This window comes from Agromyces aerolatus, assembly GCF_031432255.1.
Taxonomy (GTDB): domain Bacteria; phylum Actinomycetota; class Actinomycetes; order Actinomycetales; family Microbacteriaceae; genus Agromyces.
Genome location: NZ_JAVKGQ010000004.1, coordinates 259,702 through 286,627 on the forward strand (window position 1 = coordinate 259,702; position 26,926 = coordinate 286,627).

Annotated in this window: 28 protein-coding genes and 1 tRNA gene; 21 read left to right on the forward strand and 8 right to left on the reverse strand. The window is 71.3% G+C overall.

What is annotated here, in order from left to right; translation table 11 throughout:
• The first annotated feature begins 261 nt into the window (after nt 1–261).
• On the forward strand, nt 262–1,125 hold the full coding sequence (locus RH864_RS07780) for a CHAP domain-containing protein (protein ID WP_310516962.1): 864 nt from the start codon (nt 262–264) through the stop codon (nt 1,123–1,125).
• A gap of 13 nt (nt 1,126–1,138) precedes the next feature.
• On the opposite strand, the gene RH864_RS07785 is transcribed toward RH864_RS07780, so the two are convergent.
• On the reverse strand, nt 1,139–2,152 hold the full coding sequence (locus RH864_RS07785; RefSeq protein ID WP_310516963.1) for a lactonase family protein: 1,014 nt from the start codon (nt 2,150–2,152) through the stop codon (nt 1,139–1,141).
• 78 nt (nt 2,153–2,230) lie between these two features.
• Between RH864_RS07785 and RH864_RS07790 the strand changes: the two genes are divergently transcribed.
• The 8 genes from RH864_RS07790 to RH864_RS07825 all read left to right on the forward strand — a co-directional run bounded on the left by RH864_RS07790 (nt 2,231) and on the right by RH864_RS07825 (nt 9,145).
• Nucleotides 2,231–2,302, forward strand: a tRNA-Arg gene (locus RH864_RS07790).
• A 32-nt stretch (nt 2,303–2,334) separates the two neighbouring features.
• On the forward strand, nt 2,335–2,796 hold the full coding sequence (locus tag RH864_RS07795) for a helix-turn-helix domain-containing protein (RefSeq protein WP_310516964.1): 462 nt from the start codon (nt 2,335–2,337) through the stop codon (nt 2,794–2,796).
• Between the two features lie 13 nt (nt 2,797–2,809).
• Nucleotides 2,810–3,145 carry a HepT-like ribonuclease domain-containing protein gene (locus tag RH864_RS07800; RefSeq protein ID WP_310516965.1) on the forward strand — a complete coding sequence of 112 codons (336 nt, stop codon included), beginning with the start codon at nt 2,810–2,812 and terminating at the stop codon, nt 3,143–3,145.
• A 247-nt stretch (nt 3,146–3,392) separates the two neighbouring features.
• The gene (locus RH864_RS07805) at nt 3,393–4,652 is read left to right on the forward strand and encodes an ABC transporter substrate-binding protein (RefSeq protein WP_310516966.1); all 1,260 of its coding nucleotides are present in this window, start codon (nt 3,393–3,395) and stop codon (nt 4,650–4,652) included.
• Nucleotides 4,649–5,617: a carbohydrate ABC transporter permease gene (locus RH864_RS07810; RefSeq protein WP_310516967.1), complete on the forward strand. Its 969-nt coding sequence runs from the start codon at nt 4,649–4,651 to the stop codon at nt 5,615–5,617. The genes RH864_RS07805 and RH864_RS07810 overlap by 4 nt, the downstream gene beginning before the upstream one ends.
• The gene (locus tag RH864_RS07815) at nt 5,614–6,441 is read left to right on the forward strand and encodes a carbohydrate ABC transporter permease (protein ID WP_310516968.1); all 828 of its coding nucleotides are present in this window, start codon (nt 5,614–5,616) and stop codon (nt 6,439–6,441) included. The genes RH864_RS07810 and RH864_RS07815 overlap by 4 nt, the downstream gene beginning before the upstream one ends.
• An 80-nt stretch (nt 6,442–6,521) precedes the next feature.
• The gene (locus RH864_RS07820; protein WP_310516969.1) at nt 6,522–7,739 is read left to right on the forward strand and encodes an acyl-CoA dehydrogenase family protein; all 1,218 of its coding nucleotides are present in this window, start codon (nt 6,522–6,524) and stop codon (nt 7,737–7,739) included.
• Nucleotides 7,736–9,145 (forward strand): NtaA/DmoA family FMN-dependent monooxygenase, encoded by a 1,410-nt coding sequence (locus RH864_RS07825; protein WP_310516970.1) that lies wholly within the window; start codon nt 7,736–7,738, stop codon nt 9,143–9,145. Before RH864_RS07820 ends, RH864_RS07825 begins: the two co-directional genes overlap by 4 nt.
• Here the strand turns inward: RH864_RS07825 and RH864_RS07830 are convergent.
• The 5 genes from RH864_RS07830 to RH864_RS07850 form a co-directional block, all read right to left on the reverse strand.
• Nucleotides 9,098–9,424: a HepT-like ribonuclease domain-containing protein gene (locus tag RH864_RS07830; protein ID WP_310516971.1), complete on the reverse strand. Its 327-nt coding sequence runs from the start codon at nt 9,422–9,424 to the stop codon at nt 9,098–9,100. The two genes, RH864_RS07825 and RH864_RS07830, sit on opposite strands and share 48 nt — an antisense overlap.
• On the reverse strand, nt 9,421–9,849 hold the full coding sequence (locus RH864_RS07835) for a nucleotidyltransferase family protein (RefSeq protein ID WP_310516972.1): 429 nt from the start codon (nt 9,847–9,849) through the stop codon (nt 9,421–9,423). Before RH864_RS07835 ends, RH864_RS07830 begins: the two co-directional genes overlap by 4 nt.
• Before the next feature lie 126 nt (nt 9,850–9,975).
• On the reverse strand, nt 9,976–10,785 hold the full coding sequence (locus RH864_RS07840) for a nuclear transport factor 2 family protein (RefSeq protein ID WP_310516973.1): 810 nt from the start codon (nt 10,783–10,785) through the stop codon (nt 9,976–9,978).
• Nucleotides 10,782–11,411 carry a TetR/AcrR family transcriptional regulator gene (locus tag RH864_RS07845; protein ID WP_310516974.1) on the reverse strand — a complete coding sequence of 210 codons (630 nt, stop codon included), beginning with the start codon at nt 11,409–11,411 and terminating at the stop codon, nt 10,782–10,784. The genes RH864_RS07840 and RH864_RS07845 overlap by 4 nt, the downstream gene beginning before the upstream one ends.
• Before the next feature lie 65 nt (nt 11,412–11,476).
• On the reverse strand, nt 11,477–12,268 hold the full coding sequence (locus tag RH864_RS07850; RefSeq protein ID WP_310516975.1) for an SDR family NAD(P)-dependent oxidoreductase: 792 nt from the start codon (nt 12,266–12,268) through the stop codon (nt 11,477–11,479).
• Between the two features lie 144 nt (nt 12,269–12,412).
• Here RH864_RS07850 and fabG point away from each other — a divergent pair, with 144 nt between their 5' ends.
• The 9 genes from fabG to RH864_RS07895 all read left to right on the forward strand — a co-directional run bounded on the left by fabG (nt 12,413) and on the right by RH864_RS07895 (nt 21,454).
• A complete protein-coding gene (fabG, locus tag RH864_RS07855) occupies nt 12,413–13,171 on the forward strand; it encodes a 3-oxoacyl-ACP reductase FabG (RefSeq protein ID WP_310516976.1) in 759 nt (252 codons plus the stop codon).
• Between the two features lie 94 nt (nt 13,172–13,265).
• The gene (locus RH864_RS07860; protein WP_310516977.1) at nt 13,266–14,030 is read left to right on the forward strand and encodes an SDR family NAD(P)-dependent oxidoreductase; all 765 of its coding nucleotides are present in this window, start codon (nt 13,266–13,268) and stop codon (nt 14,028–14,030) included.
• Nucleotides 14,031–14,034: 4 nt separating this feature from the next.
• On the forward strand, nt 14,035–15,165 hold the full coding sequence (locus tag RH864_RS07865) for an acyl-CoA dehydrogenase family protein (RefSeq protein WP_310516978.1): 1,131 nt from the start codon (nt 14,035–14,037) through the stop codon (nt 15,163–15,165).
• Entirely contained in the window at nt 15,162–16,235 is a 1,074-nt protein-coding gene (locus RH864_RS07870) for a CaiB/BaiF CoA transferase family protein (protein WP_310516979.1), read from the forward strand. The genes RH864_RS07865 and RH864_RS07870 overlap by 4 nt, the downstream gene beginning before the upstream one ends.
• Nucleotides 16,228–17,400, forward strand: a complete 1,173-nt coding sequence (locus RH864_RS07875) for a thiolase family protein (RefSeq protein ID WP_310516980.1) — start codon at nt 16,228–16,230, stop codon at nt 17,398–17,400. Before RH864_RS07870 ends, RH864_RS07875 begins: the two co-directional genes overlap by 8 nt.
• Nucleotides 17,401–17,405: 5 nt before the next feature.
• Nucleotides 17,406–18,155: an enoyl-CoA hydratase/isomerase family protein gene (locus RH864_RS07880; RefSeq protein ID WP_310516981.1), complete on the forward strand. Its 750-nt coding sequence runs from the start codon at nt 17,406–17,408 to the stop codon at nt 18,153–18,155.
• A gap of 88 nt (nt 18,156–18,243) precedes the next feature.
• Nucleotides 18,244–19,218 carry a zinc-binding dehydrogenase gene (locus tag RH864_RS07885; RefSeq protein WP_310516982.1) on the forward strand — a complete coding sequence of 325 codons (975 nt, stop codon included), beginning with the start codon at nt 18,244–18,246 and terminating at the stop codon, nt 19,216–19,218.
• Between the two features lie 26 nt (nt 19,219–19,244).
• On the forward strand, nt 19,245–20,408 hold the full coding sequence (locus RH864_RS07890) for an acyl-CoA dehydrogenase family protein (RefSeq protein WP_310516983.1): 1,164 nt from the start codon (nt 19,245–19,247) through the stop codon (nt 20,406–20,408).
• A gap of 2 nt (nt 20,409–20,410) precedes the next feature.
• Complete coding sequence (locus tag RH864_RS07895) at nt 20,411–21,454, forward strand: MBL fold metallo-hydrolase (protein WP_310516984.1); 1,044 nt, start codon at nt 20,411–20,413, stop codon at nt 21,452–21,454.
• Here the strand turns inward: RH864_RS07895 and RH864_RS07900 are convergent, their stop codons facing one another.
• Together RH864_RS07900 and RH864_RS07905 are read right to left on the reverse strand one after the other, a co-directional pair.
• Nucleotides 21,455–21,844: a MaoC family dehydratase gene (locus tag RH864_RS07900; RefSeq protein ID WP_310516985.1), complete on the reverse strand. Its 390-nt coding sequence runs from the start codon at nt 21,842–21,844 to the stop codon at nt 21,455–21,457. It abuts the gene before it with no gap.
• Complete coding sequence (locus RH864_RS07905; RefSeq protein ID WP_310516986.1) at nt 21,841–22,278, reverse strand: hypothetical protein; 438 nt, start codon at nt 22,276–22,278, stop codon at nt 21,841–21,843. Before RH864_RS07905 ends, RH864_RS07900 begins: the two co-directional genes overlap by 4 nt.
• Nucleotides 22,279–22,372: 94 nt before the next feature.
• Between RH864_RS07905 and RH864_RS07910 the strand changes: the two genes are divergently transcribed.
• The 3 genes from RH864_RS07910 to RH864_RS07920 all read left to right on the forward strand — a co-directional run bounded on the left by RH864_RS07910 (nt 22,373) and on the right by RH864_RS07920 (nt 26,902).
• Entirely contained in the window at nt 22,373–23,161 is a 789-nt protein-coding gene (locus tag RH864_RS07910; RefSeq protein ID WP_310516987.1) for an ester cyclase, read from the forward strand.
• 85 nt (nt 23,162–23,246) lie between these two features.
• The gene (locus RH864_RS07915; protein ID WP_310516988.1) at nt 23,247–25,217 is read left to right on the forward strand and encodes an oxidoreductase; all 1,971 of its coding nucleotides are present in this window, start codon (nt 23,247–23,249) and stop codon (nt 25,215–25,217) included.
• Between the two features lie 59 nt (nt 25,218–25,276).
• Nucleotides 25,277–26,902, forward strand: a complete 1,626-nt coding sequence (locus RH864_RS07920; protein WP_310516989.1) for a class I adenylate-forming enzyme family protein — start codon at nt 25,277–25,279, stop codon at nt 26,900–26,902.
• Nucleotides 26,903–26,926 lie beyond the last annotated feature (24 nt).

Consider the following 26,926-nt stretch of genomic DNA (forward strand, 5'->3'; position numbering starts at 1 on the left):
CCCGAGCCATCCGCTCGTGCGTTCACCATCGTTGGCGCGCGTGACCGGATCGTGACAATCGGGAGGAGCTGCTCTAAGGTGGTGGAAGCTCGGCGCCACCCCCGCTCCGAGTGAGTCGATCTTTCCGCCGGCCCGTGCCTGGGCGCGGTGGTCCCGGAGGTCCGATACGTGAGTGGTGACGAGACGCGCGGCGAGCTGCCGCCCACGCGAGCAGCCCGCCGAGCCGCCGAACAGGCCGCGTCTCGACCCACTCGACGCTCCGTGAGTCTCGCGTCGGCGGTGCGCCGGCTGCGTCACCGCGCCGACGCGGCGTCGGCGAACACCACGCCGGCGATCCGGCCCGCCGATGCGCCGGTCGCCGCACCCATCGCGGCACCCGCACCCTCGACCGGGTCCGTGCGCCGCACGGCCCGCGTCGCCGCGACCGTCCTCGTCGTCCCGGCGATCATCGGCACCGTCGCGCTGCCGGCGTACGCGATGGTTCCCGGCGCGCCCGGCTTCGGCGCGTCAGACCAGTTCAGCCTCACGCAGGCTCAGGCGCAGAACATGGACGTGTCGGCGCTCGCGGGCGGCACACTGCGCTCGAACGACGCCTATGCCGTGCAGACCAAGGCCGAGATCGACGCCGAGGCGGCACGTGTCGCCGCGGCCGAACGGTCCGCGGCGCTCGGCAACGTCGGCAACCGGCCGGGCAGCTACTCGACGCCCGCCCAGCAGGCCGAGGGCGACGACTACCCCTGGTGGGACCAGGCCTCCGACAACCAGGGCGGCGGGCTCTCGCCGCTGCGGTACTACTACCGCGAGTGCGTCGACTTCGTCGCCTGGCGGCTCAACCGCGACGCGGGCGTGACGTCCGGCCCGTGGAAGTGGGACTGGGCGAACCTCGCCTCGGGCAGCGCGCACCGGTGGGCCGCCGAGTGGGCCGACCGCGGCCGCCAGACGAGCGACGTTCCGATCGTCGGCGCCGTCGCCTGGTTCACGGGCAACCACGTCGCCTACGTGCAGGCCGTGCACGACGACGGCACCGTCACGCTCGAGGAGTACAACTGGGGCAACGACCACGCGTACCACACGCGTACGATCCCGGCGAGCAGCGTCAACCTGTTCCTCTACCCGCCGGCCTGAGCGGGCACGGCGGCTACACCCGCGCGACGCACGTCGGCGCCGGCGTGGCCAGTGTGCTGACGACATGCGTCGGCACGCCCTGCTCGTCGAGCGCGACGACCGCGAGGGAGTCGGAGGCCTGATCGGCGACGATCAGGTGCCGTTCGTCGTGCGTGAGCTCGAGGTCGCGCGGGTGCGTCCCGCCCGTGACGAGCGATGCGACGTGCGAGAGGCTGCGCCGCGAGGCATCCAGTCGCAGTGCCTGAACGCCGTCGAGGTCGCGATCGCCGATGAGGATCGTGCCCGCGCGCGTGAGCCGGATCGCGGATGCGCCGAGCCCTCGGGGCATGACCTCCGAGCCGATCGGGATGCGCTGCAGCTCCTCGCCGGAGGCGAGGTCGACGAGGCTCGCGGTCCGGTCGAGCTCGTTCGCGACCACCGCGAGGTCGTCCACGACGACGAGGTGCCGGGGGCCGGCGCCGGCGTGCAGCACGAGGTCGTCGGCGGGCTCGTGCGTCGGCTCGCCCGTCGGCGCGAAGCGGATGACGCGGATGCGGTCCGAGCCCAGATCGCTCACGAGCAGCCTCGACCGCGCGCCGTCGACCACCGCCTGGTGCGCGTGCGGCGACTCCTGCCGATCGAACCGGGGGCCGTCGCCCTCGAAGTCGAACGCGCCCAGCAGCTCCCCGGTCTCGGCGTCGTGCACCGAGAGCCGTCCGCCGCCGTAGTTGGCGGCGAAGATGCGGGCGCCGTCGGCGTCGAACGCGACATGGCACGGGCCCGCCGAGCCCGTCGTGGACCGCGGGGCGACGGCGTGCAGAGTGTCACCCTCGATGCGCCACGTGGAGATCTCGCCCGCGTCGAGCTCGTGCGCGATCGCGAGCCGGCCGCGCGCGTCGCGCGCGAGGAACATGGGGTTTGGGCCGACATCCACGGGCTCCCCGAGGACGGCCGAGCCGTCCGCGTCCACGTCGAGGGGGCGGATGCCTCGCGCCGGCGAACCCAGCTCGCCCACCGTCGACGCGCCGATCCAGAACCTCGTTGTCATCGTCAACGTCACCCCTCCACACGCCGTGTGCACGCCGACGACCAGGCTATCGCGAGCCGGTAGACTCGTCCCCGGTCAGCCTCTGTAGCTCAATGGAAGAGCAGCTCCGTCCTAAGGAGAGGGTTGGGGGTTCGAGTCCCTCCAGGGGCACCGAGCCGATAGCGAGGCGCTATCATGTGGGGATGGGCGATCCCACCGTGGGAGAGACACTGCGGCGCCGACGCCTGGAGGCCGGCCTGTCGCAGCGCGAGCTCGCCATGCGCGCGGGGGTGCCGCAGCCGAACATCGCCGCATACGAGACGGGTCGACGCGCGCCGGCCGCCGAGACCCTCGAGCGGCTGGAAGCGGTGCTGCGCGTGCCGACCTTCGAACGGGTCCGTGCCGCCAAGGACTCGATCCTTCGCGCTGCCGCTCGGCGCGGATTGAGCGAGGTCCGGGTGTTCGGTTCGGTCGCCCGCGGCCAGGCAGGTGCGGGATCCGACGTCGATCTGCTGGTCCATCCCGGCCCCCAGACCTCGCTGTTCGACCTCGCCGGGTTCATGGTGGAGCTCGAGGAGCTGCTCGGCGTCGGCGTCGACGTGGTCTCCGATCGTGGCAGGGGGCCGACGATGGACCGCATCCGTGACGAGGCGGTGGCCCTGTGAACGGCCTCGCCCTATGAACGAGAGCCTGGACCGAACACCGGCGATCCTCTCGGACATCGCGCGTTTCGCGGTCACCGCTCGCCGCGTCGTCGATCGCGGCCATGACCGCTTCGTCGACCCCGCGGACGACGATCAGCGTCGCATCGCCAGATCCCTGCTCATCGATCTGTCGGCCGCCGCCGATCGCCTGCCCGAGGCGTTCCGTGCCGCGCACCCCGACGTGGACTGGCGGGGCATCCGTGCGGTGCGCAACTTCATCGCTCATGACTACGACGGCACCGACGAAGAGATCCTCTGGCAGGCGATCGCCGTCCGTTTCCCTGAGATCGTCGCGGCGCTCATCGAGTGACGCGCCGCCGCCGCCGCCGCTCGGCCCGCTCGGGAGCGCGCGAGCTCCCGGCCCCGAACGTGACACACGGCGTCACACGGCGTGCGGCGGACGGCGCGCAGCGCGCGGCATCCGTTCGAATCGCGCCGAGTGTTGCGTCGCGTGACGCACCTGGTCAACGCGTGTCGCCGCCTCGAACGCGGGCCACGCGACCCTCGTAGTCTCCTCGAACGCGCCGAACCCCCGGCCCGTGATCGAGAGGAACCCCATGCCCGCGTCCCGCACGCTCCGAACCATCGCCGCAGGCGCCGCTGCCGCATTCGTCCTCAGCGGCTGCGCGATCAGTTCGCAGAGCGGTGGCGACGGCGAGCGCACGACCCTGACGTTCTGGAGCTACTACACGGGCACGCAGGCCGACTGGCTCGCCGCGCAGGTCGAGCAGTTCGAGGCCGAGCACCCGGACGTCACGATCGACATCGTGCAGACGGTCGGCGACCAGCAGGACCAGAAGCTGCTCGCGTCGGTCGCGACCGGCTCGACGCCCGACCTGTTCATCAACAACATCGTCGTCGACTACCCGACGCTCGTCGCGGGCGAGGTCACGGCCGATCTCACCGAGTACTGGGACGAGTACGCCGACGCCGGCCAGTATCCGGAGGCGGCCGCCTGGCGCACGGACGGCCAGGTCTACAACCTGCTGCCGTTCACGAACCTGATCGGGCTCTACTACAACGCCGACGTGCTCGCCGAGGTCGGCATCGACGGTCCGCCCGCCACGCTCGACGAGCTGACCGAGGATCTCGCGACCGTGGCCGCCGACGGCCGGTACAAGGGGCTCGCGCTCTCGGGCGCGCCGAGCGTCGAGGGGGCGTGGCTGTTCGCGCCGCAGCTGATCGGCCTCGGCGTGGACTACTGCGACTTCGAGGGCCCCGAGGTCGAGGCCGCGTTCGCCCGCGCCGAGAGCTGGGCCAAGGCGGGCTCGACGCCGCAGGCGACCGCGACCTGGGATCAGACCGATGCCTGGCAGCAGTTCGCGACCGGTGAGTTCGCGTTCGGCATCAACGGCAACTGGAACCTCGGCAACGCGGCAGAGGCCGACTTCGCGTGGGGCACCGCGCAGTACCCCGCACCGGCCGGCGGCGAGAGCATCGTCTACCCCGGCGGCGAGGGGTTCGCGATCGGCTCCGCGTCGCCGCACAAGGACCTCGCGTGGGAGTTCCTGGAGCAGGCGGTGCTCAGCTCGGGTGCGGGCGAGGCGATCTTCGAGGCGGCCGGCTCCATCCCGGTGCGGGCGGATGTCTCGGAGCTGCCGGTGATCCAGGAGAACGCCGAGGTGCAGCCCTTCGTCGCGGCGGCGCAGACCGCGGCGGCCTGGCCGAACAATGAGAACACGGCGAGCATCCAGACCGCGCTGGGCAAGGCGATCAGCAGCGTCTGGTCGGGGCAGACCTCGGCCGCCGACGCGAGCGCCACGGCCGTCGCCGACATCGCGGCCGCGATCGAGGACGGCGGCGGGACCTGCTCGTGACGCTCGCGCTCACCGAGGACGCCACCGGGCAGACCTCCCCGGAGCGCCCGGCCGCGCCGCCGCCCGCGCGACCGGGCACACCCGGCGCGGTCCGGCGGCTGGTGACGAGGACCCCGATCTGGTTCCTCGTGCCGGCCGCCGGTCTGCTCGCGGGGCTCGCGATCTACCCGCTCATCGTCCTGGTCCGGATGTCCCTCAGCGATGTCGGGCCGTCCAACATCATCGGCGAGTGGCCGGCCGTCGGCCTCGAGAACTTCGCCGCCGCGCTCGGCGACGCCGAGCTGTGGGCCGCGGTCTGGCGCACCCTCGTCGTCGCGCTCGTCCTGCTCGCGTCGAACTTCGTGATCGGGTTCCTGGCCGCGTCGGTGCTGTCGGCGGGCGGCCGGGTCACCGAGGCGGTGCTCGCGCTCCTGGTCTTCGTGTGGGCGCTGCCGCCCATCGTCTCGGGCAGCGCGTGGAAGTTCCTGCTCGACGACTCGGGGCCGATCAACACCGCGATCGCGGCGCTCGGCCTGCCGACGGTGTCGTGGCTCAGCTCGCCCGATCTCGCCCTGTTCTCGGTCGCCGCGATCATCGCGTGGGCGGCGCTGCCGTTCTCGATCCTCGTGATCCGCGGCGGTCTGCTCGCGGTCTCGCCCGAGCTGCTCGAGGCGGCCGCGCTCGACGGCGCGGGGTTCTGGCGGACCCAGGTGCGGATCGTGCTGCCGCTGCTGCGACCGACGCTCGGCATCCTCGCCATCCTGACCGTGCTCTACGCGTTCAAGAGCTTCGACTTCTTCTACGTCACCACCCAGGGCGGGCCCGGGACGACCACGACGACGCTGCCCGTGCTGTCGTACCAGCTCGCGTTCAACGACTTCCAGATGAGCGAGGGGGCGACCGTCGCCCTGATCGCCATGCTCGCGGTCGCACTGTTCGCGGTGCCGTACGTACGCGCCGTGCGCCGAGAGGAGGCCGCCTCGTGATCTCGCGTCGTACGCGACGCTGGTTCCGGCTCGTCGCGATCGCCCTCGGCCTCGTCTACCTGGTGCCGCTGCTGTGGGTCGTGCTCACCTCGCTCAAGACGCAGCAGCAGGTGCTGAAGGACCCGAACGGGGTGATCTTCGCGCCCACGCTCGACACCTACGCCGACGTCGTCGGGGACGGCATCGGCGCGATCCTCACGTCGCTGCAGATCGCGGTCGTCGTGACCGCGGTCGTGCTCCTGCTCGCGGTGCCCGCGGCCTTCGCGCTCGCCCGCCGGATCAGCCGGCGGTGGAGCATCGTCATCGCGGTGGTGCTCGCCGCGCTCCTCGTGCTGCAGATGGTGCCGCAGCCGATGACCGTGATCCCGCTGTACAGCGTGCTCGCGTCGTGGGGTCTGCTCGGGTCGCTCGGCGGGCTGATCCTCGCCGACATCGCGCTGCTGCTGCCGTTCGCGATCATGCTGCTGCGCCCGTTCGTGCTCGCGATCCCGACGTCGGTCTACGAGGCGGCCGAGCTCGACGGCGCCGGTCGGTGGCAGACCTTCCGCCGGATCGCGGTGCCGATGCTCGGGAACGGCATCGTGACCGTGCTCGCGATCGTCTTCATCTCGGTCTGGGGCGAGTTCGTGTACGCGATCAACTTCCTGCCGCAGGGCGTCGTCCTCCCCGTGAGCGGCCTGCTCGCCCAGCAGAGCTCGGTCTACTCGACCGAGTGGAACAGCCTCATGGCGCTCGCCGTGATCACGTCGCTCCCGCTCCTGCTCGTGTTCCTCATCTCGCAGAAGCGCCTCATCAGCGGGCTCGCGCTCGGCGCGGTCAAATGACGGGCCCGCACGGGCCCGCACCGCTCACCGCCAGACGCACACCGCCCGCATCAGACCTCCGAACCGAACCAGGAGACCACGTGCCCCTCTCGACCGAACTGCTCGAACGGATCCGCGCCGGGGCCGCTGAGCGCGACCGATCGCGCGAGCTGCCGCGCGACCTCGTCGCCGAGGTGATCGCCACGGGGCTGCCCGCCGCGCGGGTCCCGGCCTCGGCGGGAGGTGCCGGGGTCTCGGTGACCGAGCTGACCGACGAGCTGATCACGCTCGCGGCCGCCGACTCGAACATCGCGCACGTCTTCCGCGGTCACCTCGCGGTGATCGAGCAGCAGTTCTTCGAACCCGACCCGGCGCGTCGAGTCGTCTGGTACCGGCGTGTGCTGGCCGGGGAGCTCGTCGGCAACGCGCAGTCGGAGCTGACCGCGACCTCGGGCCTCGCGACGACGCTGACGGACGACGGCGACGTGCTTCGCCTGAACGGCCGCAAGTTCTACACGACCGGCAGCATCTACGCCGACTGGATCGACCTCTCCGCGCGGCGCGGTGACGAAGACCTGCAGGTGCTCGTCGCGACCCGCGAACCCGGCGTCGAATCGGTCGACGACTGGCGCGGCTTCGGTCAGCGACTCACCGGCAGCGGGACGACCACCTTCGACGGCGTCGCCGTCGACCCCGCTGACGTGCGGCCGTACTCGGCCGACCACGACGGGTTCCGGCACCCGTACCTGATGGGGTTTTTCCAGCTCGTGCTCCTCGCCGTGGTCGCGGGCATTGGCCAGGCCGTCGTCGACGACGCGGTCGCCTACGTGCAGCCGCGGCGCCGCATCTTCGGCTACGCGGGCGAGGCGCTGCCGCGGGAGCATCCGCTCGTCCAGTCGATCGTCGGCGAACTGTCGGCCGGCGCGTTCTCGGCCCGCGCGATCACGCTCGAGGCGGCGCGGTCGCTCGACCGCGCGCTCGATGCGTACCTGGACGGGCGTGGCGACCCGGCCGAGTTCACCCGGGCGCAGCTCGACGTGTACCGGGCGCAGCAGACGGTCCTCCCGACGGTGATCGACGCGGCGTCGCGCCTGTTCGAGGTCGGCGGCGCGTCGGCGGTCGACGCCGAGCTCGCGCTCGACCGGCACTGGCGCAACGCGCGCACGATCGCGACGCACAATCCGGCGGTGCACCGGCAGCGCGCGATCGGCGACTGGGAGCTGAACGGCACGCCACCCGAATGGGCACGGCGAGCGGATGCCTCGGCCGAGGCCGCGGCGGACGCTCCTGCGCGCACGCGGGACGGAGCGAACGCATGACCAAGCGGCTCATCGTGAACCTGTTCGAGATGAACACGCCGGGCCACATCACACACGGACTGTGGCGGCAACCCGACAACCAGCGCGAGCGGTACACGAGCATCGACTACTGGACCGAGCTCGCCCGGCACGCCGAGGCCGGCGGCTTCGACGCGATCTTCCTCGCCGACGTGGTCGGCGCGTACGACGTGTACGACGGCGACTTCGCGCCCGCGCTCCGCCGCGGCCTGCAGATCCCGAACAACGACCCGATGCTGGTCGTGCCCGCGATGGCCGCCGTGACCGAGCACGTCGGCTTCGGGATCACATTCTCGACCACGTATGAGCCGCCGTTCGCGTTCGCGCGGCGCATGTCGACGCTCGATCACCTGACCGGCGGCCGGATCGGCTGGAACATCGTCACGTCCTACCTGCCGAACGCGGCGCGGAACTTCGGCCTCGAGGACCAGGTCCCGCACGATCAGCGGTATGTGATCGCCGAGGAATACGTCGACGTGCTGTACAAGCTGTGGGAGGGCTCGTGGGACGACGACGCGGTCCTCGTAGACAAGGCCGGCGACCTGTACGCCGACCCCGCGAAGGTGCGGCGCATCGATCATGTCGGCGAGTACTTCCGGGTGGCCGGGCCGCACCTCTCGGAGCCGTCGCCGCAGCGCGTGCCACTGCTGTTCCAGGCGTCGGCCTCGACCGCCGGGATCGCGTTCGCCGCACGGCACGCCGAGGTGCTGTTCACGGCCGACCGGCCGGCCGGCGCGCTCGAGCGGAACATCCGGACGATCCGCGAGGCCGCCGTCGCCGCGGGCCGCCTCGCCTCGGACACCCGGTACCTCGTCATGGCGTCGATCATCGTCGGCCGGACCGAGGAGGAGGCGCGCGCGAAGTACGAGCGCTACCGCAGCTTCCGCGACCGCGAGGGCCTGTTCGTGCACATGAGCGTGCCGTTCCACCCGCTCGAGCACGACCCGGCGATCACCGTGCGCGAGGCGCTCGAACGTGAAGGCCGGCACGACGTGATCGAGGCCGGCGGGCTTCCCCTGCACCTCACGGTCGGTGCGTTCATCGACGCGGCCGACGAGGCGTGGGACTCGCGGTTCCTCGCCGTGGGCACACCCGCGCAGGTCGCCGACCGGATCGAGCACTGGCTCGACGTGGACGGCATCGACGGCATCAACCTCAAGCAGTACCACTCGTTCGACACCGTGAAGGACTTCGCCGACCTGGTCGCCCCCGAGCTGCGCCGTCGCGGCCGCCTGCGCGAGGCCTACGTCCCGGGCGAGACGCTCCGCGAGCGCATCATGGGCGAGGGCGCGCGGCTGCCCGACCGGCACCCCGCCGCCGCCTACCGCGGCGGCGTCTTCTCAGCGCTGCCGAATCTCCCGCTGGAGCGCAGCCTCGAGCACCGGTAGATCGCGTTCGACCGTCGCCCGGATGATTGCGGAGTCGATGCTGGCGTAGCCGTGCGCGATGCGGTTTCGCGTCGCCCAGATGGCATGCCATCGACCTCCGCTGATTCGTGCACGCACCTCATCGGAGGTACCGGCGAGCGCCTCGATCGCCGAAGCCAGTCGCAGGCTCACCGCCTCAGCGACCGTTCCGTCGTCGAGATCGGCGCGTTCGAGGTGCCGGTGCAGAATGGCGAGGTGCTCGAGCGCATCGCCGATCAGCTCGGCATCGTTGCGACTCACAGGGGAACCGCTTCCGCAAGGACGCGTGGCGCGAGGTTGGCCCGGAGGTCGCTCGCGACCGCGACATCGACCTGTGCGCCGACGAGTTCGCTCAGGTCGGCCTCGAGCTCGGCGAGTTCGAAGAGGCTCGGCGGAGTGGTGAAATCGACCAGCAGATCGATGTCGGACGTGGGTCCATCTTGGCCCCTGCTGACGCTGCCGAAGACGCGCACATGGTGTGCGCCGGATCGCGCGAGGCGTCGGAGAATGGCCGAGCGGTATCGTTCGAGCGCACGAGCCAGCGGTGACCGACCGTGGAATCGGAGGAGCCGCGAGACCTCGGGCTGGCTGCGCCCGATCGCCTTGGCGATCTGACGTTGCGAGAGCCCGGCGCTCGCGCCCGCCCGCGCAGACTCGACCAGGATTCGCCGAGACTCTTCGTGCATGGCATCTGCCCGACGAGCGGCCTCCCGAAGAACTTCCTCCAGTTGACTCTCGTGCATATAGGAAATGCTATCACCGGAAGCGCTTCTGGTGCTCGGCGGGCGCGTCGCGCCGACGTCGCGTGAGGGTCAGCGGCGCACGCGCCGGCCGACGCTCAGGCGGTCGGTCACCGCATGGCCCGTGACGACGCCGTCGGACGCCTGCACGATGCCGGTCGCGAAGAGCTGGACGCGCGCTCCGAGCAGGTCGTCGTCGGCCAGCGGCAGGCCGCCGCGGTAGACCCCGTCGGTGCGTACGTGGAACGCGACCGACGGCCCCGCGCCGAACAGGTCGAGCACCTCGGTCGCGGGGTCGTCGAGGGAGACTCGCGCGCGGGAGCCGTGCGCCTCGTCGTCGAGCTCGATGCGATCGTCGTCGAGCCACGCTGAGGTGGCGAGCCACTCGCGGACGCGGGCGACGTCATCCGCGCGCTCGGCATCGTCGGGTACGCACCACGGGTCGAGCGCGGGAGCGGGGACGGGGTTCGACCGCCCCGTCTCCACCTGGACGGTGCGCGCGCAGTAGTCCTGCTCGACGCGGCACTCGGTCAGCCGCCGGCCGTTCCAGCGGTACAGGCTGATCCCGCGCCACGACGTCGACACGCCGGCGCGGATGCTGCGGCCGTGCTCGGTGAACCGCATCGCCGCACGATCGCCGTTCGAGATGAGGTCGTGGACCGTGAAGCCGAGCCCGGGATACTGGCGGTACTGCCGCGCGGTCGCCGGCTTGTACGCCTGTTCGCGGCCACGGATCTCGTGCTCGCCCATCCTGAGCACGTAGTCGTCGACCATGAGCTCGTCGGCGACCGAGAAGTCGTGACTCGCGGTGTACGCGAACGCGTACCGCCGCATGAGCGCCTTGAACGGGGGGACGTCGTCGTCCGGAGCGGCCGCGGTCACGTCGCAGACAGGCCGCTGAGGGCGCTGCGCACGAAGGCCGCGCCGAAGTCGGCGAGCGCGCGGGGCGTCAGGTCGGCCGGGCGATACCACGTGTACGGCCAGCAGACGACGGCGAGGATGTTGTTGGCCACGAGGCGGAGGTCGACATCCGCCGGGAGGCCGCCCTCGTCGCGCACCTGGGCGATGAGCGAGGCCAGCTCCTGGTCGTACTCCTGCCGGCGGCTGCGGACGTCCTTGAGGCGCGCGCCCTCGAGCCGCCGCCACTCGTGGTGGTACACCGCGACGCGCGTGTGGTGCTCCGCGTTGTAGAGCAGCTGCGCGTGCGTGAAGTCGACGAGTCGTTCGAGGGCCGGGGTCCCGGTGTCTTTGAGCGCGTCGGCGAGCTGCTGATGCGAGACCTCGTGCACCTCGCTGACGATGCGGTAGAGGAGGTCTTCCTTCGACTCCATGTAGTAGTAGAGGCTGCCCTTGAGCAGCCCGGTCGCCTCGGCGATGTCGCCGACCGAGGTCTGCGCGTAGCCGCGCTTGTGGAAGAGGTTCTCCGCGATCGCGAGGATCTGCTGCTCGCGCTCGATCCCCTTCGAGGTGCGCGGCGAATCCGTCGCCCGTGTTCCCGCCTGGGCCATGGGTCCTCGTCTCAGTGCCTGTGAATCAATCGAACGTCAGATTATCAGCGGTTCCGGCTCGGCGATCAGTAGATCGCACCGATCGGACCGCCTCCGTCGACCGCGATGCGCTGGCCGTTGAGGTAGTCGGCGTCGCTCGAGGCGAGGAATGCGACGACCCGCGCGACGTCCTCCGGCCGGCAGACCCGGCCGTAGGGCGACTCCCGGTCCAGTGCGGCGATGTCCTTGCCCGTCATCGCGCCGACGAGGTCGCCGCCCATGTCGGTCGCGACCAGGCCCGGGGCCACGACGTTGGTCCTGATGCCGTGGCCGCGCTCCTCGAACGCGAGCGACCGGGCGGCGGCCTCGGTGGCGGCCTTGGCCATCGTGTAGGGCGCCGAATGGCTGGGGAAGGCTCGGGTGACCGTGCTCGAGATGAAGATCACGTCGCTGCGCTCGTGCTCGCGCAGCTGCGGCAGCAGCTCGCGGATGAGTCGCAGTGGGCCGAGGGTGTGCACCTCGAGCATGTCGGTGTACTCCTGCGGCGCGGTCGCGATGATCTTCTTGCCGTTGCTGGCGCGGCCCGCGTTGCTCACGACGATGCTGATCGCGCCGAGCTCCCGCCCGATCGTGTCGAGCATGCCCGAGACGGCGTCGTCGTCGCCGATCGGCGCTCGGCAGGCGAGCGCGTGCCCGCCGGCGTCGCGGATCGCGGCGACCGTGGCGGAGGCCGCCTCGTCGTTGGCGTGGTAGTTCACGGCGACGGTGGCGCCGCGTGCGGCCAGGGTCATCGCGATCGCACGTCCCACTCCGCGCGAGGCGCCGGTGACGAGGGCGATCCGGCCGGTGAGTGCGGCCGAGGAGGGGGCGTCTGACATGTGCTGGAGTATAGTTTCGGCCGTAAGGATTTACCAACCGATCGATTGAAATTCGACGCTCTGGCTTGTCCGCGACGTCCTCGACGAGGAGGTCACGCGGCGCCGGCGTCGCATCACGATGAGGTCACTCGAAGGGGAGTCAGGATGGACCTGCAGGACACGACGGCCATCGTCACCGGGGCGGCGAGAGGGCTCGGCCGGGCGATCAGCCTGCAGCTCGCCGGCATGGGGGCGCGGGTCGCCGCGGTCGACCTCACCGCTGAGGCGTGCACCGAGACGGTGGGCCTGATCGAGGGCGTCGGTGGCGTCGCCTCGGCGTTCGGCGCGGACGTCTCGTCCACGGCGGAGGTCGAGGCGGTGGTCGCCGGCGTCGCCGATCGGCTCGGGCCGGCCACGATCCTCGTGAACAATGCCGGCATCACGCGCGACAATCTCCTGTTCAAGATGTCCGACGACGATTGGGACGCCGTCATGGGCGTGCATCTTCGCGGGGCGTTCCTCATGTCGCGTGCCGTCCAGGCCGCGATGGTGGCCGCACGCACGGGGCGCATCGTGAACATCTCGTCGCAGTCGGCGGTCGGCAACCGGGGACAGGCGAACTACGCCGCGGCCAAGGCCGGCGTGCAGGGCTTCACCAAGTCCCTGGCCCTCGAGCTCGGGCCGTTCGGGATCACGGTGAATGCCGTGGCTCCCGGGTTCATCGCGACGGAGATGACCGCGGCCACGGCTGCCCGCCTCGGCGTCGATGTCGCGGAGTTCCAGGCTCGCACGGCCGAGGCGATCGCGGTGCGGCGGGTCGGCACGCCCGAAGACGTCGCCGACGCGGTCGCCTTCTTCGCCTCACCGCGTGCATCGTTCGTCTCGGGTCAGGTGCTCTACGTCGCGGGTGGGCCGGTGAGCTGAGTCGGCAGTCGACCGGGCTGATCACAAAATCAAACTATCAGTCGGTTGTAAATTGTCGTATGCTCGAACGCAGATCACCGAAAAGGGGGAGCCGATGAAGGTCGCCAACAGCGTGGTAGCGATCACCGGCGGGGCCAGCGGCCTCGGCGAGGGAACCGCGAGGATGGTCGTCGCCGAGGGGGGCCGCGCGGTCCTGTTCGACCTGCCGACCGGGCGCGGGGAGCCGCTCGCCGCCGAGCTCGGCGAGCGAGTACTGTTCGTGCCGGTCGACATCACCGAGCCGGCCCAGGTCGAGCAGGGCGTCGCCGCGGCGATCGCCGAGTTCGGCCGGATCGACGTGCTCGTGAACGCCGCCGGGATCTCGCCCGCCCACCGTCTCGTGAACCGGCGCGGCGAGATGTTCCCGCTCGACACGTTCCGCAAGGCCCTGGACGTCAATCTCGTCGGGCTGATCGACGTCAGCCGGCACGTGGCCAAGGCGATGACCGGCAACGAGCCCGGCGCCAACGGCGAGCGCGGTCTCATCGTGAACGTCTCATCGGTCGCGGCGTTCGAGGGGCAGATGGGGCAGGCGGCGTACACCGCCTCCAAGGGGGCCGTGGCGCAGCTCACCCTGCAGCTCGCACGCGATCTCGCGGAGTTCGGCATCCGGGTGATGGCGATCGCGCCGGGGATTATGGACACGCCGATGCTCGCCTCGATCGACGAGGCTCGCCGTGAGCGGCTCATGGACCTGCACCTCTTCCCCAAGCGACTCGGCACCGCCCAGGACTTCGCGACCCTCGTGCGCACCTTCATGGAGGTCGAGCTGCTCAACGCCGAGGTCGTCCGCCTGGACGCCGGCGCACGGATGGGATGAGCCGATGAAGCGCCGACTGTTCGATGCCGAGCATCAGGACTTCCGCGACGCGTTCCGCGACTTCATCCTCACGGAGGGGGTCCCGCGGAACGAGGAGTGGGAGCGACAGGGGTACACGAGCCCCGACTTCTGGCGTCGCGCCGGCGAGCTCGGGTTCCTCGGCTTCCAAGCCCCCGAGGAGTACGGCGGGCTCGGCATCCGCGACTTCCGGTTCAACGCCGTCATCGACGAAGAGGTCGCTTCGTGCGGACTCGCCACCGACGGGTTCTCGCTGCACAACGACATCGTCGCGCCGTACCTGACGGAGTACGCGACCGCCGAGCAGCGCGAGCGCTGGCTGCCGGGTTTCGTGAACGGCGAGCTCATCACCGCGATCGCCATGACCGAACCCGGCGCGGGATCCGATCTCGCGCGGATCGCGACCACCGCACGCGAAGAGGACGGCCACTTCGTGGTGTCCGGCGCGAAGACCTTCATCACCAACGGCCACATGGCGGGTCTGGTGCTCGTGCTCGCGAGGACCGGCGACCGGGGCATGAGCCTCCTCGCGGTCGAGCGCGGCGCTCCAGGGCTGACGCAGGCCGCGCCCATGCACAAGGTCGGGCGGCGCGCGCAGGACACCGCCGAGGTCGTGCTCGACGAGGTGCGCGTGCCGGTGGGGAACCTGATCGGCGAGCGCGGGGGTGCGTTCGCGCTCGTCAAGCGCAACCTGCCCCAGGAGCGGCTCGCGATCGCGGTCACCGCCGTCGCCTCGGCCGAACGGGCGTTCGCGATCGGCCGTCGCTACGCGACGGAGCGCGAGACGTTCGGGCGCCCCCTGCACCAGCATCAGACCGTGCTGCACGCCTTCGCCGAGATGCACACCGAGCTGCAGTTCGCCCGCAGCCACATCGACCGATGCATCCTCGCCCTGAACGACGGCGAGCTGTCACCCGAGGAGGCCGCCGCGGCGAAGTACCGCGCGACCGACCTCGAGGGCGAGGTCATCGACCGGATCGTCCAGCTGCACGGCGGGTACGGTTTCATGGAGGAGACCCCGATCGCGCGCATGTGGCGCGACGCCCGGGTGCAGCGGATCTATGGCGGCGCGAACGAGATCATGAAGGAGATCGTCGGCCGGGGAGTCTTCGCGTGAGCGCGGATCGCGCGTGGCGTCCGCTCGACGGCCTGGTCGTGCTCGACCTCTCGCGCATGCTGCCAGGCGGGACCGCGACGCTGCTGCTCGCCGACCTCGGGGCGACCGTGCACAAGGTCGAGCACCCGAGCGGTGACGACACCCGGCGCCTCCGCCCGGCCATCGGCGACGACTCCTCGGCGCAGCACCAGTACCTCGACCGGGGCAAACGCTCCCACCGGATCGACCTGAAGACCGCCGAGGGGCGCGAGCAGGTCGTCGAGCTGGCCCGCTCGGCCGACGCGGTCATCGAGAGCTTCCGGCCGGGCGTCGCCGACCGCCTCGGCATCGGCTACCGGGATCTGTCCGCCGTGAACGAGCGCCTCGTGTACGTCTCGCTGTCCGGCTACGGGCAGGACGGCCCGCGCGCCCAGTTCGCCGGTCACGATCTGAACTTCGCCGCGCTCGCGAGTCTCGCGGGGCCGACGCCGCCGCGCGCCATGCACGCCGACGTGGCCGGCGGCATGCTCGCGGCGCTCGCGATCGCCGCGGGGTCGGCAGAGGCCAGGGCCACGGGTCGAGGCCGCCAGGTCGACGTCGCGCTCATGGACGCCGCACTGTTCACGGTCGGGATGCCGCTCTCCGAGGAGTTCGGCGCGCTCGCGCTCGACGAACCGGTCGGGACGCCGCTCGACGGGAACTCGCCGTGCTACCGCGCCTACCGCTGCGCCGACGGGCGATACGTCGCCGTGGCCGCGATCGAGCCCAAGTTCTGGCGGAACGTCGTCGCGCTCCTGGAGCATCCGGAGTGGGAGTCGCGGCAGGACGACCCCGCGCTCGTGCCCGAGCTCGAGCGGGTCTTCCTCGAGCGCAGCCGCGACGAGTGGTCGCGACTGCTCGACGCGGCCGAGACGTGCGTGACGCCCGTCCGGAGCAGCGCCGAGCTGCTCGACGACCCGCACCTCGTGCATCGAGGCTCGCTCCAGCAGCGCGCGACGGCCGCCGGCCCGCTCTGGCAGGTCGCGCCGCCGTTCGCCGTCTCAGGAGCACCGACCCCGCAACCGACGACCAGGGAGAAGTCACATGCGTGAAGCAGTCATCGTCGAAGCCGTGCGCACCCCGATCGGGCGCCGGAAGGGCGCGCTCGCCGCGGTCCATCCGATCGATCTCGGCGCGACCGTGCTCACGGCGCTCGCCGACCGGACGGGAATCGACCCGGCCGTCGTCGACGACGTGATCTGGGGGTGCGTCAGCCAGGTCGGCGAGCAGTCGATGAACCTCGGCCGGTACACCGTGCTGGGGGCGGGCTGGCCCGAGTCGGTGCCCGCGACCACCGTGGACCGGCAGTGCGGCTCGTCGCAGCAGGCGGCCATGTTCGCGGCCGCGGGCGTGATCGCGGGCCACTACGACGTGGTCGTCGCCGGCGGGACCGAGTCGATGGACCGCGTCCCCATGTTCTCGTCGGTCGAGAACGGCCCGGGCGAGCCGAACTCGGCCCGCGGCATCGTCGAGCGCTACGGCGATCGGCTGGTGCCGCAGGGCGTCGGCGCCGAGATGATCGCCGAGCGGTGGGGCCTCAGCCGGGAACGTGTCGACTCGATCGCGGTGCGCTCGCACGAGCGGGCGGTCGCCGCGATCGAGAGCGGGGCGTTCGCGGGGCAGATCGTCCCGGTCGAGATCCCGGGCGAGGACGGTTCGACGACGGTGTTCGACACCGACAGCGGCGTCCGGCCGGGGACCTCGCTCGAGACGCTCGCCGAGCTGCAGAGCCCCTTCCGCGAGGGCGGGGTCATCCATGCGGGGAACGCGTCGCAGATCTCGGACGGGTCCTCGGCGCTGTTGATCATGACGCCCGAGAAGGCGCGTGAGCTCGGGCTTCGCCCGATCGTGAAGATCACCCACTCGGCCGTCGTCGGCGTGGACCCGGTGACGATGCTGACCGGCCCGATCCCGGCCACGAGGAAGCTGCTGAGCCGTGCCGGGCTCTCGGTCGACGACATCGGCGCGTTCGAGGTGAACGAGGCCTTCGCCTCGGTCATCGGCGCGTGGGAGGACGAGATCGGCGCCGACCCCGACCGGCTCAACGTCAACGGCGGGGCGATCGCCCTGGGGCATCCGCTCGGGGCGTCGGGAGCGCGCGTGATGACGACGCTCGTCCACCACATGCGCGACCACGGCATCAAGTACGGGGTCCAGGCGATCTGCGAGGGCGGCGGGCTCGCCAACGCGACGCTGCTCGAGCTCGTCGAGGGCTGACGCGCATGGCGGTCACGCGCACCGGCGGCGTCGTCGCCACGCTCACCATCGACCATCCGCCCGTGAACACGCTCTCGATGGCGACGCTCGCGGAGCTCGACGAGCAGCTCGAGGCGATCGTCGCGGACGATCGGACGAGGGTGCTCGTGCTCACGGGCTCCGGCACGACGTTCGCCTCCGGGGGAGACGTGCACGAGCTGCTCGAGGCTGTGGGGGACCGCGAGGCCATCGAGGAGCACGTGGGGCTCACCGGCCGCCTCTTCGCGCGCCTGACGGAGCTGCCGTTCCCGACGATCGCGGCCCTGGACGGCCACGCCGTCGGCGGCGGGCTCGAGCTCGCGATCGCCTGCGACCTGGTCATCGCGGCCGAGCACGTGCGGCTCGGGTTCCCCGAGGTGAAGCTCGGGCTCATCCCGGGCGCGGGCGGCACGCAGCGGCTGCCGAGACGCGTGCTGCGCACCCACGCGGCCGAGCTGCTCCTCACCGGCGGCCTGATCGGCGGCACGCGCGCGGCGGCGATCGGTCTGGTGAACGAGGCGGTCGGCGGCTCGGCGCTCGAGCGCGCGCACGAGATCGCGGACCGGATCGCCGGGTTGGATGCCTCGGCGGTGGCCGCGGCCAAGCGCGCCCTGCGCGCGGCGCTGGAGCTCGACGAGCCCGCGGGGCTCGCGGTCGAGCGCGACCTCTTCGTCGAGCGCCTGTCCGCGCCCGGGACCGTCGAGGGCCTTCGCGCGTTCCTGGCCGGTGCACGGTAAATCTATCAAACGACCGATTGACAAGTATGCCCAGCTCATTTAGCGTGAATGAACGAGGGTCGACGAGCTACGCTGCCGGAGGTCACACATGAGACGCGCTGTCGCCACGTCGATCGCGCTCGAGTCGCCGGAGTCGGTGATCGCCGTGCAGGAGGTCGACGATCCGGCGCCGAAGGACGGCTGGGTCGAGGTCGAGGTGCGCGCCACCTCGCTCAACCAGCACGACCTCTGGGCCATCAAGGGGGTCGGCGTCGAGCCCGACGCGTTCCCGCTCGGCCTCGGCTCGGACGTCGCGGGCGTGACCGCCGACGGACGCGAGGTCATCGTGCACTCGCTCGTCACCGACCCCGATCGTGCAGCCGCGGCCGGTGGGGAGCTCCTCGCGCCCGGCCGGGTCATGCTCGCCGAGGCCTCCGGCGGGGGAGCGGCCGAGCGCGTGCTCGTCCCGGCGCGGAACCTCGTCGACAAGCCGGCGAACACGACGTTCGCGGAGGCCGCCGGCCTGCCCACCGCCTGGCTCACGGCCTACCACATGCTCTTCCGCAAGGCGTGCCTCGCGCCCGGCTCGACCGTGCTGGTCCAGGGGGCCGGCGGCGGCGTCGCGACGGCGGCCATCGCGCTCGCGGCCCATTCCGGCATGCGGGTGTGGGTCACCGGGCGGGATGCCTCGCGGCTCGAGGCCGCGAGCGGCCTCGGCGCCGAACGCGTCTTCCCCTCGGGAACCCGGCTGCCCGAGCGTGTCGACGCGGTCATCGAGACGGTCGGCGCGGCGACCTGGAGCCACTCGATGCGCTCCGTTCGACCGGGTGGCGTGATCGTCGTGGCCGGTGCGACCACCGGTGGCGAGGTCACGTTCGACCTGAACCGCGTATTCCTCCAGCACGTGTCGATCCTGGGATCGTCGCTCGGCACCGTCGACGACCTGCGCGCACTCGCGAGCTGGGTCCGGACGACCGGCGTGAAGCCCGTGGTCGACTCCATCCATCCACTCGACGACGCCGCAACAGCCGTGGCCCGACTCGCCTCGGGAGACGCGATCGGCAAAGTCGTCATCTCCGTCTGAACCACTTCCAGCAAAGGACTCACCACATGGACTTCTCCCTGACCGAGGACCAGACCGACTTCCAGGACTTCGTCCGCGCCTGGACCGAGAAGGAGGCGCCCAAGTCGTGGGCGCGCGAACTCGAGGCCAAGGAGCACGACTGGCCGCACGAGCTGTGGGACAAGCTCTCCGAGGCCGGCTTCATGGGCATCGGCATCCCCGAGGAGTACGGCGGTCAGGGCGGAGACGTGATCACGCAGGTGATCCTCGCGCGCGGACTCGCGCGCACGCTGGGCGGGCTGGCCTGGGTGTGGGGCATCCCCTCGTTCGCCGGGGCCAAGTCCGTGGGCCTCTACGGCTCGCCCGAGCAGAAGGAGCGCTACCTCCCCAAGCTCGCGGCCGGCGAGGAGAAGTGGGCCATCGGCTTCACCGAGCCGGGCGGCGGAACCGACGTGCTGGGCGCGATGCGCACGACCGCGCGCAAGGTCGACGGCGGGTGGGTCCTCAACGGGCAGAAGACGTGGAGCTCGATGTCGCACGTCGCCGACCACATCCTGCTGCTCGCCCGCACCGACCAGAACGTGGAGAAGCGACACCAGGGCCTGACGCTGTTCATCCTCCCGGCGAAGTCCGAGGGCGTCACGATCCGCGAGATCCCGAAGCTCGGCATGCGCGCGCTCGGGTCGTGCGACGTCTTCCTCGACGACGTGTTCGTGCCCGACGACAACGTCCTGGGCGAGCCGAACAAGGCGTGGTACATGCTGCTGCCGACGCTCAACAACGAGCGGATCGTGCTCTCGGCCCTGTGCCTCGGCGCGATCGACGCCGTGCTCGAGGACTCGGTGCGGTACATGCACGAGCGCGAGGCGTTCGGCGGCCCGATCGCCAGGTTCCAGGTGCTCCAGCACTATGTGGCCGACATGGCCATGGCGCAGGCGCAGACCGAGCTCATGATCTACCGGGCGGCGTGGATGCAGAGCCAGGGCATCCCGAACGGTCAGGAGTCGAACATGGCGAAGGTCATCGCCTCCGAGCACGCGGGGAAGGTGGCCGATCTGGGCCTGCAGATCCTCGGCGGCATGGGGTACAGCGCCGAGACCGACATGCAGCGCTATTGGCGCGACGTGCGACTGTTCCGCATCGGCCCGATCACCAACGAGATGGCGCGCAACACGATCGCCGAGGGGCTCGGCCTGCCCCGCTCGTTCTGACGATGCCCGACTCACCGCGACACGAGTGGGCGCGCCCGGGGGCGTTCGAGGTCGCCAAGGACGTCTTCCGCATTCCCTTGCCGATGCCGACCAACGGGCTGCGCGCCGTCTCGGCCTACGCCGTGCGCTCGGGGCGCGACCTCGTGCTCGTCGACTCGGGCTGGGCCATCCCTGAGGCGATGAGCGGCCTGGGGGATGCGCTCGGCTCGATCGGCGCGCAGCCGGCACACATCCGCGAGTTCGTGATCACGCACGCGCACGGCGACCACTACTCGCTCGCGGTGCAGGTCAGGGAGCGTCACGGCACATCGATCGCGATCGGTGCGGGCGAGGAGGCGAGCATCCGCGCGGTCATCGCGAACTGGGACTCGGGCTACGACGTGCAGCAGCAGCGCCTCGTCGACGCGGGCGCCGGCGAGCTCGCCGGCGAGTTCGGTCGCTGGCGTGCGGCCAATCCGCGGGTGTCCCGCCTCGCCGAGGAGTACTACGAGCTTCCCGACCGCTGGCTGCACGATGGCGAGACCATCGGGGCCGGGTCGCACGAGATCCGCGCCGTGGCCACGCCCGGCCACACCTCGGGTCATCTCGTGTACGTCGACGAGGCCGAGGGGATCGTCTTCAGCGGCGACCACGTGCTCCCGCACATCACGCCATCGGTCGGGTTCGAGCCGGTCCCGGCCGAGCTCGCGCTGCGCGACTTCCTCGAGTCGCTCGAGGCCATGCTCCGCATGCCCGACTTCCGGGTGATGCCGGCGCACGGCCCGGTCGGCTTCTCGCTGCACGACCGGTCGCGCGAGCTGCTCGGCTACCACGACGGGCGCCTCTCGGACATGCAGGCGGCGGTGGTGGCGGGGCAGCGGTCCGCGCTCGCCGTCGCCAGGCGCGTCGGCTGGACGCGCCGGGGCACGCCGTTCGACGACCTCGATCCGTTCAACCGTGCGCTCGCGCTGAACGAGACGGTCGCGCACCTGCGACTGCTCGTGCATCGCGGCGAGCTGACCGCGGCTCCAGAGGCGGACGGGACGCCCGTCTACCTGGCGGCGTAGCTACCGGCCGCGGGGTTCGAGCGTCGCCGTCCCCTCGATCGCCCGCGCGCCGCCCTCGACATCGAGCCACACGGTGCAGTCGACGGTGCCGTCGGCATGCGTCTCGTCCACCCGGCCCCCGGCCAGGACGACGTCGCCCTCGTGCACGTTGGCCAGGAACCGCGTACGGATGCGTCGGAGCCGGTGCTCCGGGAAGCCGGCGCGCACCAGGTCGATCACGTAGCCCAGGTTCGTGGGGCCCTGATTGATGAGCCGGTCGCCCAGCCCGAGCGCGGCGACCGCGGCGGGGTCGAGATGGATGGGGTTCGGGTCGGCGAGCACCTCGGCCATCACGCGCATCTCGTGCGCGCCGATCGGCCCGACGCGGTGCGGTCGCAGATCGGCGGTCATGCCGCACCTCCGTCGGTCTGCGCCGGCCTCGGCAGGATGAACGTGACGCCCACCGTGGCCGCGACGCCGTCGCGGTCGTTGAGGCGCTCGGTGAAGTCGAACACGTCGAAGCTCCCCGACCGCCCGGTCTTGCGGACGATCGAGGTCACCGAGCCGTCGACCGCATACTCCGTCTCGGCGACGAGGTCGCGTTCCCACTCGATCTCGAGCGATCCGAGCAGCGGCCCGTCGGCGACGTCGAAGTCCGCGAGTGCGCACAGCTCGGCGACGCTCACGCCGATGCCGCGCTGCGCCGCGATGAACGCGAACAGCGGATGCAACCGGTCGCCCTCGGGCGCGGGGGAGCCCAGGACCTGGGCGAGGGCGTTCGCCTCACCCGCGGTGACCGTGATCGATCCCGGCGCGAGCGTGGCGCCGTCGAGTGAGGAGGTCATGACGAAACTATACCGAATGATTGTTTGAATCGGTATCGTGGGGTCCGTTCGTCATCGTCCGACGGCGGAAGCCGAGCACGCGAGGAGAGCGGTCATGCGGGAGCTCATGCGGCGGTATGTCTACGGGTTCGTCAACAGTCACGACTTCGACGTGCCCTCATCGATCATGCACGAGCAGTACACGCTGCACATGGGCAGCGACACCCTGCGCGGTCGTGACGACGTGTATCTGCCGGCCGTGCGCCACCAGTTCGCGCAGTTTCCGCAACTCGAGTACTCCATCCATGAGCTGATCGGCACCGACACGCTCACCGCCGTCCGTTTCAGCGAGCACGGCCGGTCGCTGCGAGCGCCGGAGGTCGCGGCGTCGTGGATCGGCGTGGCGATCTATCGTGCCGAGGGTGGCCGGCTCGTCGAGTGCTGGGTCGAGCAGGATCACTTCGGTCGCCGGGCCCAGCTCGCCTCGGGGATCGGCGATCCGCTGCCGCCGGTCGCGGTCGCGCCCTGGGACGCCTCCCGGCCGGGCGAGCCCGCGTCATCGGAAGCCTCGGCTGCCGAGACGGAGTTCCGCGAGTGGGCCGAGGGGCTCCGGCAATGGCCCCCGGCCGCGGCGACGCTCGATCCCGGGCAGGCGTCCTCGACCCAGCCCGTGCTCACCGAGACCGAGGTGCGGGTGAACGCGATCGTCGCCGAAGGTCCGACGGTTGCGGCCAACCTCACCGTCACGGGCCGCTATGCCGGCGGGTTGCCGGGCTTCGACGATCGGATCGGCGCGCACGTGCGGACGTTCGTCGGCGTCTTCGCGGACGTCGAGGCCGGAGAGGTGACGTCGGTGCGCGGGGTCTCCAACCGGGTCGCGGTGCAGCGCGCACTCCGCGCGTGAGCCGTGGCGACCCGCACGCTTGCGCAGCGCAGAATTCCACCGTACGTTAGATTGATTATGGGAACTCGGTGATGGAGGCCCGACGATGAAGTATCCGCATCTGTTCTCCGAGCTGCAGCTGGGCTCGCTGCGTCTGCCCAATCGCGTCATGATGGCGGCCATGTCGACCGGCCTGGCCGATGCCGACGGCAGGATCACGCCCGCGCAGGTCGCGTACTACCGCGAGCGCGCCCGCGGTGGCGTCGGGCTCGTCGTCGTGGAGTTCGCGTGCGTGGACCGCCGCTTCGGGATCTCGGAGTCCACCCAGGTGGTCCTCGACACCGACGAGGCGGTCGACGGGCACGCCGAGCTCGTCCGCGTGGTCAAGGCCGAGGGAGCGGTGCCGGCACTCCAGCTCCAGATGCCCGGACAGTTCGCGATGGAGCAGGACGGCCTGCTCCGTGTCGCTCCGAGCGAAGTGGTGTCGCGCGGCTCGGGCCGCGTGCGCGCTCGCGCGCTCGAGGGCGACGAGGTGCTGCAGATCGTCGAGGCGTTCCGCGCCGCGGCCCGCCGCGCGATCGCCGCGGGATACGAGGCGATCGAGCTGCACGGCGCGCACGGCTACCTCCTGCACGCGTTCATGTCTCCAGCCATGAACCGGCGGGACGACGAATGGGGCGGCGACGAGGATCGCCGTCTCGCCCTCCCGCGTGCGGTCATCGAGGCCGTGAAGGCGGAGGCCGGCGGTCGGCCTGTGCTCTACCGGTTCTCGGCCGAGGACTACGTTCCCGGAAGTCTCACCATCGAGGACATGGTGCGCATCGCGCCCAAGCTCGTGGCAGCCGGCGCCGACGCGCTCGACATCTCGACGGGCTCGCTCGCGGGCTCGCTCGAACGCACGATCGACCCGATGTCCGTCGAGGGCTGGCGCTTCGAGCTGGCCGAGCGGATCCGCGAGGCGACCGGGGTCCCCGTCGCGGCGATCGGAAGCCGGTGGCCCGCCGCGGCCGAGTCCGCGCTCGCCGAATCCAAGGCCGACCTCATCGCCCTCGGGCGCCCCCTGCTCGCCGACGCCTTCTGGGCGGCGCCCGCCCGCCGCGGCGAGCCCGAGTCGATCCGCCCCTGCACGAGCTGCAACTGGTGCGCGGACCGGGTCTTCAAGCATCAGCCGACGGGGTGCGCCGAGAACCCGCGCACGGGTCGCGAGCTGGTCGAGCCGATGGCCAGGGACGCCGGCGGCGGTCGCCGGCTCGTGGTCGTCGGCGCCGGCCCTGGAGGCCTCGCGGCCGCACTCCAGGCGGACTCCGTGGGCTTCGAGGTCACCCTCCTCGAGCGCGCGGAGCGCGTCGGCGGCGGGCTCATCGCGTCCGCGGCTCCGCCGCACAAGGACAACCTCGACTGGTACCGGACCTATCTCGAGCGGCGCACCCACGGCTCGGGCGTCGACGTACGGCTCGGCACCGAGGCATCCGTCGACCTGATCGGCGAGCTCGACCCGTTCGCGGTGATCCATGCGCAGGGCGCGGTGGAGCACCAGCCGCACGTCCCGGGAGCCGGCCTTCCGCACGTCAGGTCCGCGTATGCCATGCTGCAGGAGGCCGACCCGCGCCCGGACCTGTGGGCGGGGCCGGCGCTCGTCTACGGCGGAGGAGAGACCGGGTGTGAGACGGCCGAGCTGCTCGCCAAGCACGGGATCGACGTCACGCTCGTCACGCGCTCGTCCGCCGAGCAGCTCGCGCGGGCGGCGGAGCCGCTGTACCGCAAGGTGCTCCTGCGCCGTCTGGCCGCGAACCCCCGCGTCACGATCCTCAGTGAGACGCACCTCGTCCGCATCGAGCCCGACGTCGTGATCGTCGAGTCCGCGGCGGGCGGGGCGACGATCCCGGCCTCGATGGTCGTGATGGCCCAGGGCCGCCGCAGCGACGACGGACTGCACCGCGCGCTCGAGGCCCGAGGCATCCGGAGCGTGCTCATCGGCGACTCGCGCGACATCGGGCGCATCGGCGACGCGGTGCACGACGCGAACGCGGCCATCCGGGACCTCGTCGGCGGACCACGGGAGCCCGCGCCCGCCTAGCGCCGCCGCGCGCCGACCGCGCTCTGCTCGACAACGAAGTTCAGCACCGAAGGAGAGAAATGACCACTCGAGTGAGTCCCGTCGGGGACCTCGTCGACATCCAGGCCTCGATCCGGCCCGAGGCGAAGGCTCTCGTGATGCCGTCCGAGTCGTTGACCTACGCCGAGCTCGCGCGGCGCAGCGATCACTTCGCCCGCTCGCTCATGGGCCTCGGCGTCGGGTACGGCGATCGCGTCGGCATCCTGATGCCCAACAGCGTCGACTACGTCCTCGCGATCCTGGGCGCCGCGAAAGCGGGCGCGGTGGCCGTGCCGATCAACGGCCGGTTCAAACGGGCCGAGGCCGGATACGTGCTCGAGCACGCCGAGCTCACGGTGCTGCTGACCGGGCGCGGTGAGGGCGGCACCGACTTCTCCGACCTGGTCCGCCAGGTGATCGCCGACGGCATGCCCGCCGAGACCATCGGCACCGTCGTCGACCTCTCCGGAGGTGACGGGTTCCTGGGCCGTGCCGCGTTCGAGGCCGCGGCCGACGGCGTCGCCGACGACGAGCTGCGGCTCGCGAAGGCCCGGGTCCGCGTGCGCGACGTGGCGATCCTGATGTACACCTCGGGCACGACCGCGCACCCGAAGGGGTGCCTCCTCACCCATGAGGCGCTCACCCGCCAGGGTGAGAACGTCGCGCGCCAGCGGTTCGGGCTGCAGCCCGAGGAGGGGCACTGGAACCCGCTGCCGCTGTTCCACTGCGGCGGGATCGTGCCGATGCTCGGCTGCTTCGCGGTCGGCGCCAAGTACTGCCACGCCGGGCACTTCGACCCGAAGCAGGCGATCGAGACGATCCAGCGCGAGCACTGCACGGTGCTGTACCCGGCCTTCGAGGCCATCTGGCTGCCGATCCTCGAGCACCCCGACTTCGACCCCGAGACGTTCCGGCACGTCCGGGTCATCCTGAGCATCGCGACCCCCGAGCGCATGGCGCAGTACGAGGCGATCCTGCCCTGGGCGCCGCAGATCACGTCCTACGGGTCGACCGAGGGCGCGACGAACCTCACGGTGAGCCTGCCGGATGACTCGGCCGAGGTCCGGCACAACACCCTCGGCAAGCCCATCGAGGGCCTCGAGATCCGCATCGTGGACCCAGAGACGGGCGAGATCCTGGGTCCGGACCAGATGGGCGAGCTCTGCTTCCGCGGCTACTCGTGCTTCGACGGCTACTTCAAGGACCCGGTGACCACCGAGGCGCACTTCGACGAGGACGGCTACTTCCACACGGGTGACCGGGCGCTCATCCGCGCCGACGGGAACCTCGTGTTCGGCGGCCGGCTCAAGGACATGTTCAAGGTCGGCGGTGAGAACGTGCCGGCCATCGAGGTCGAGGACTTCCTCATCCGGCACCCCGCGGTGCGGGTCGCGCAGGTCGTCGCGGTCGCGGACGGGAAGTACGGAGAGGTCGGCGCCGCGTTCATCCAGCTCGTGGAGGGCGCCGCGCTGTCCGAACAGGAGCTCATCGGCTTCTGCCTCGACCAGATCGCGACCTACAAAGTGCCGCGCTACGTGCGCTTCGTCAGCGACTGGCCCATGTCGGGCACGAAGGTGAAGAAGTTCGAGCTGCGTGAGCGACTGCAGGCCGAGCTCGACGCCGCGGGCGTGCACACCGCCCCCGCCGTCCGCGCAAACGCCTCCTGACGCCCCGCGGACCGCGCGCGGCTC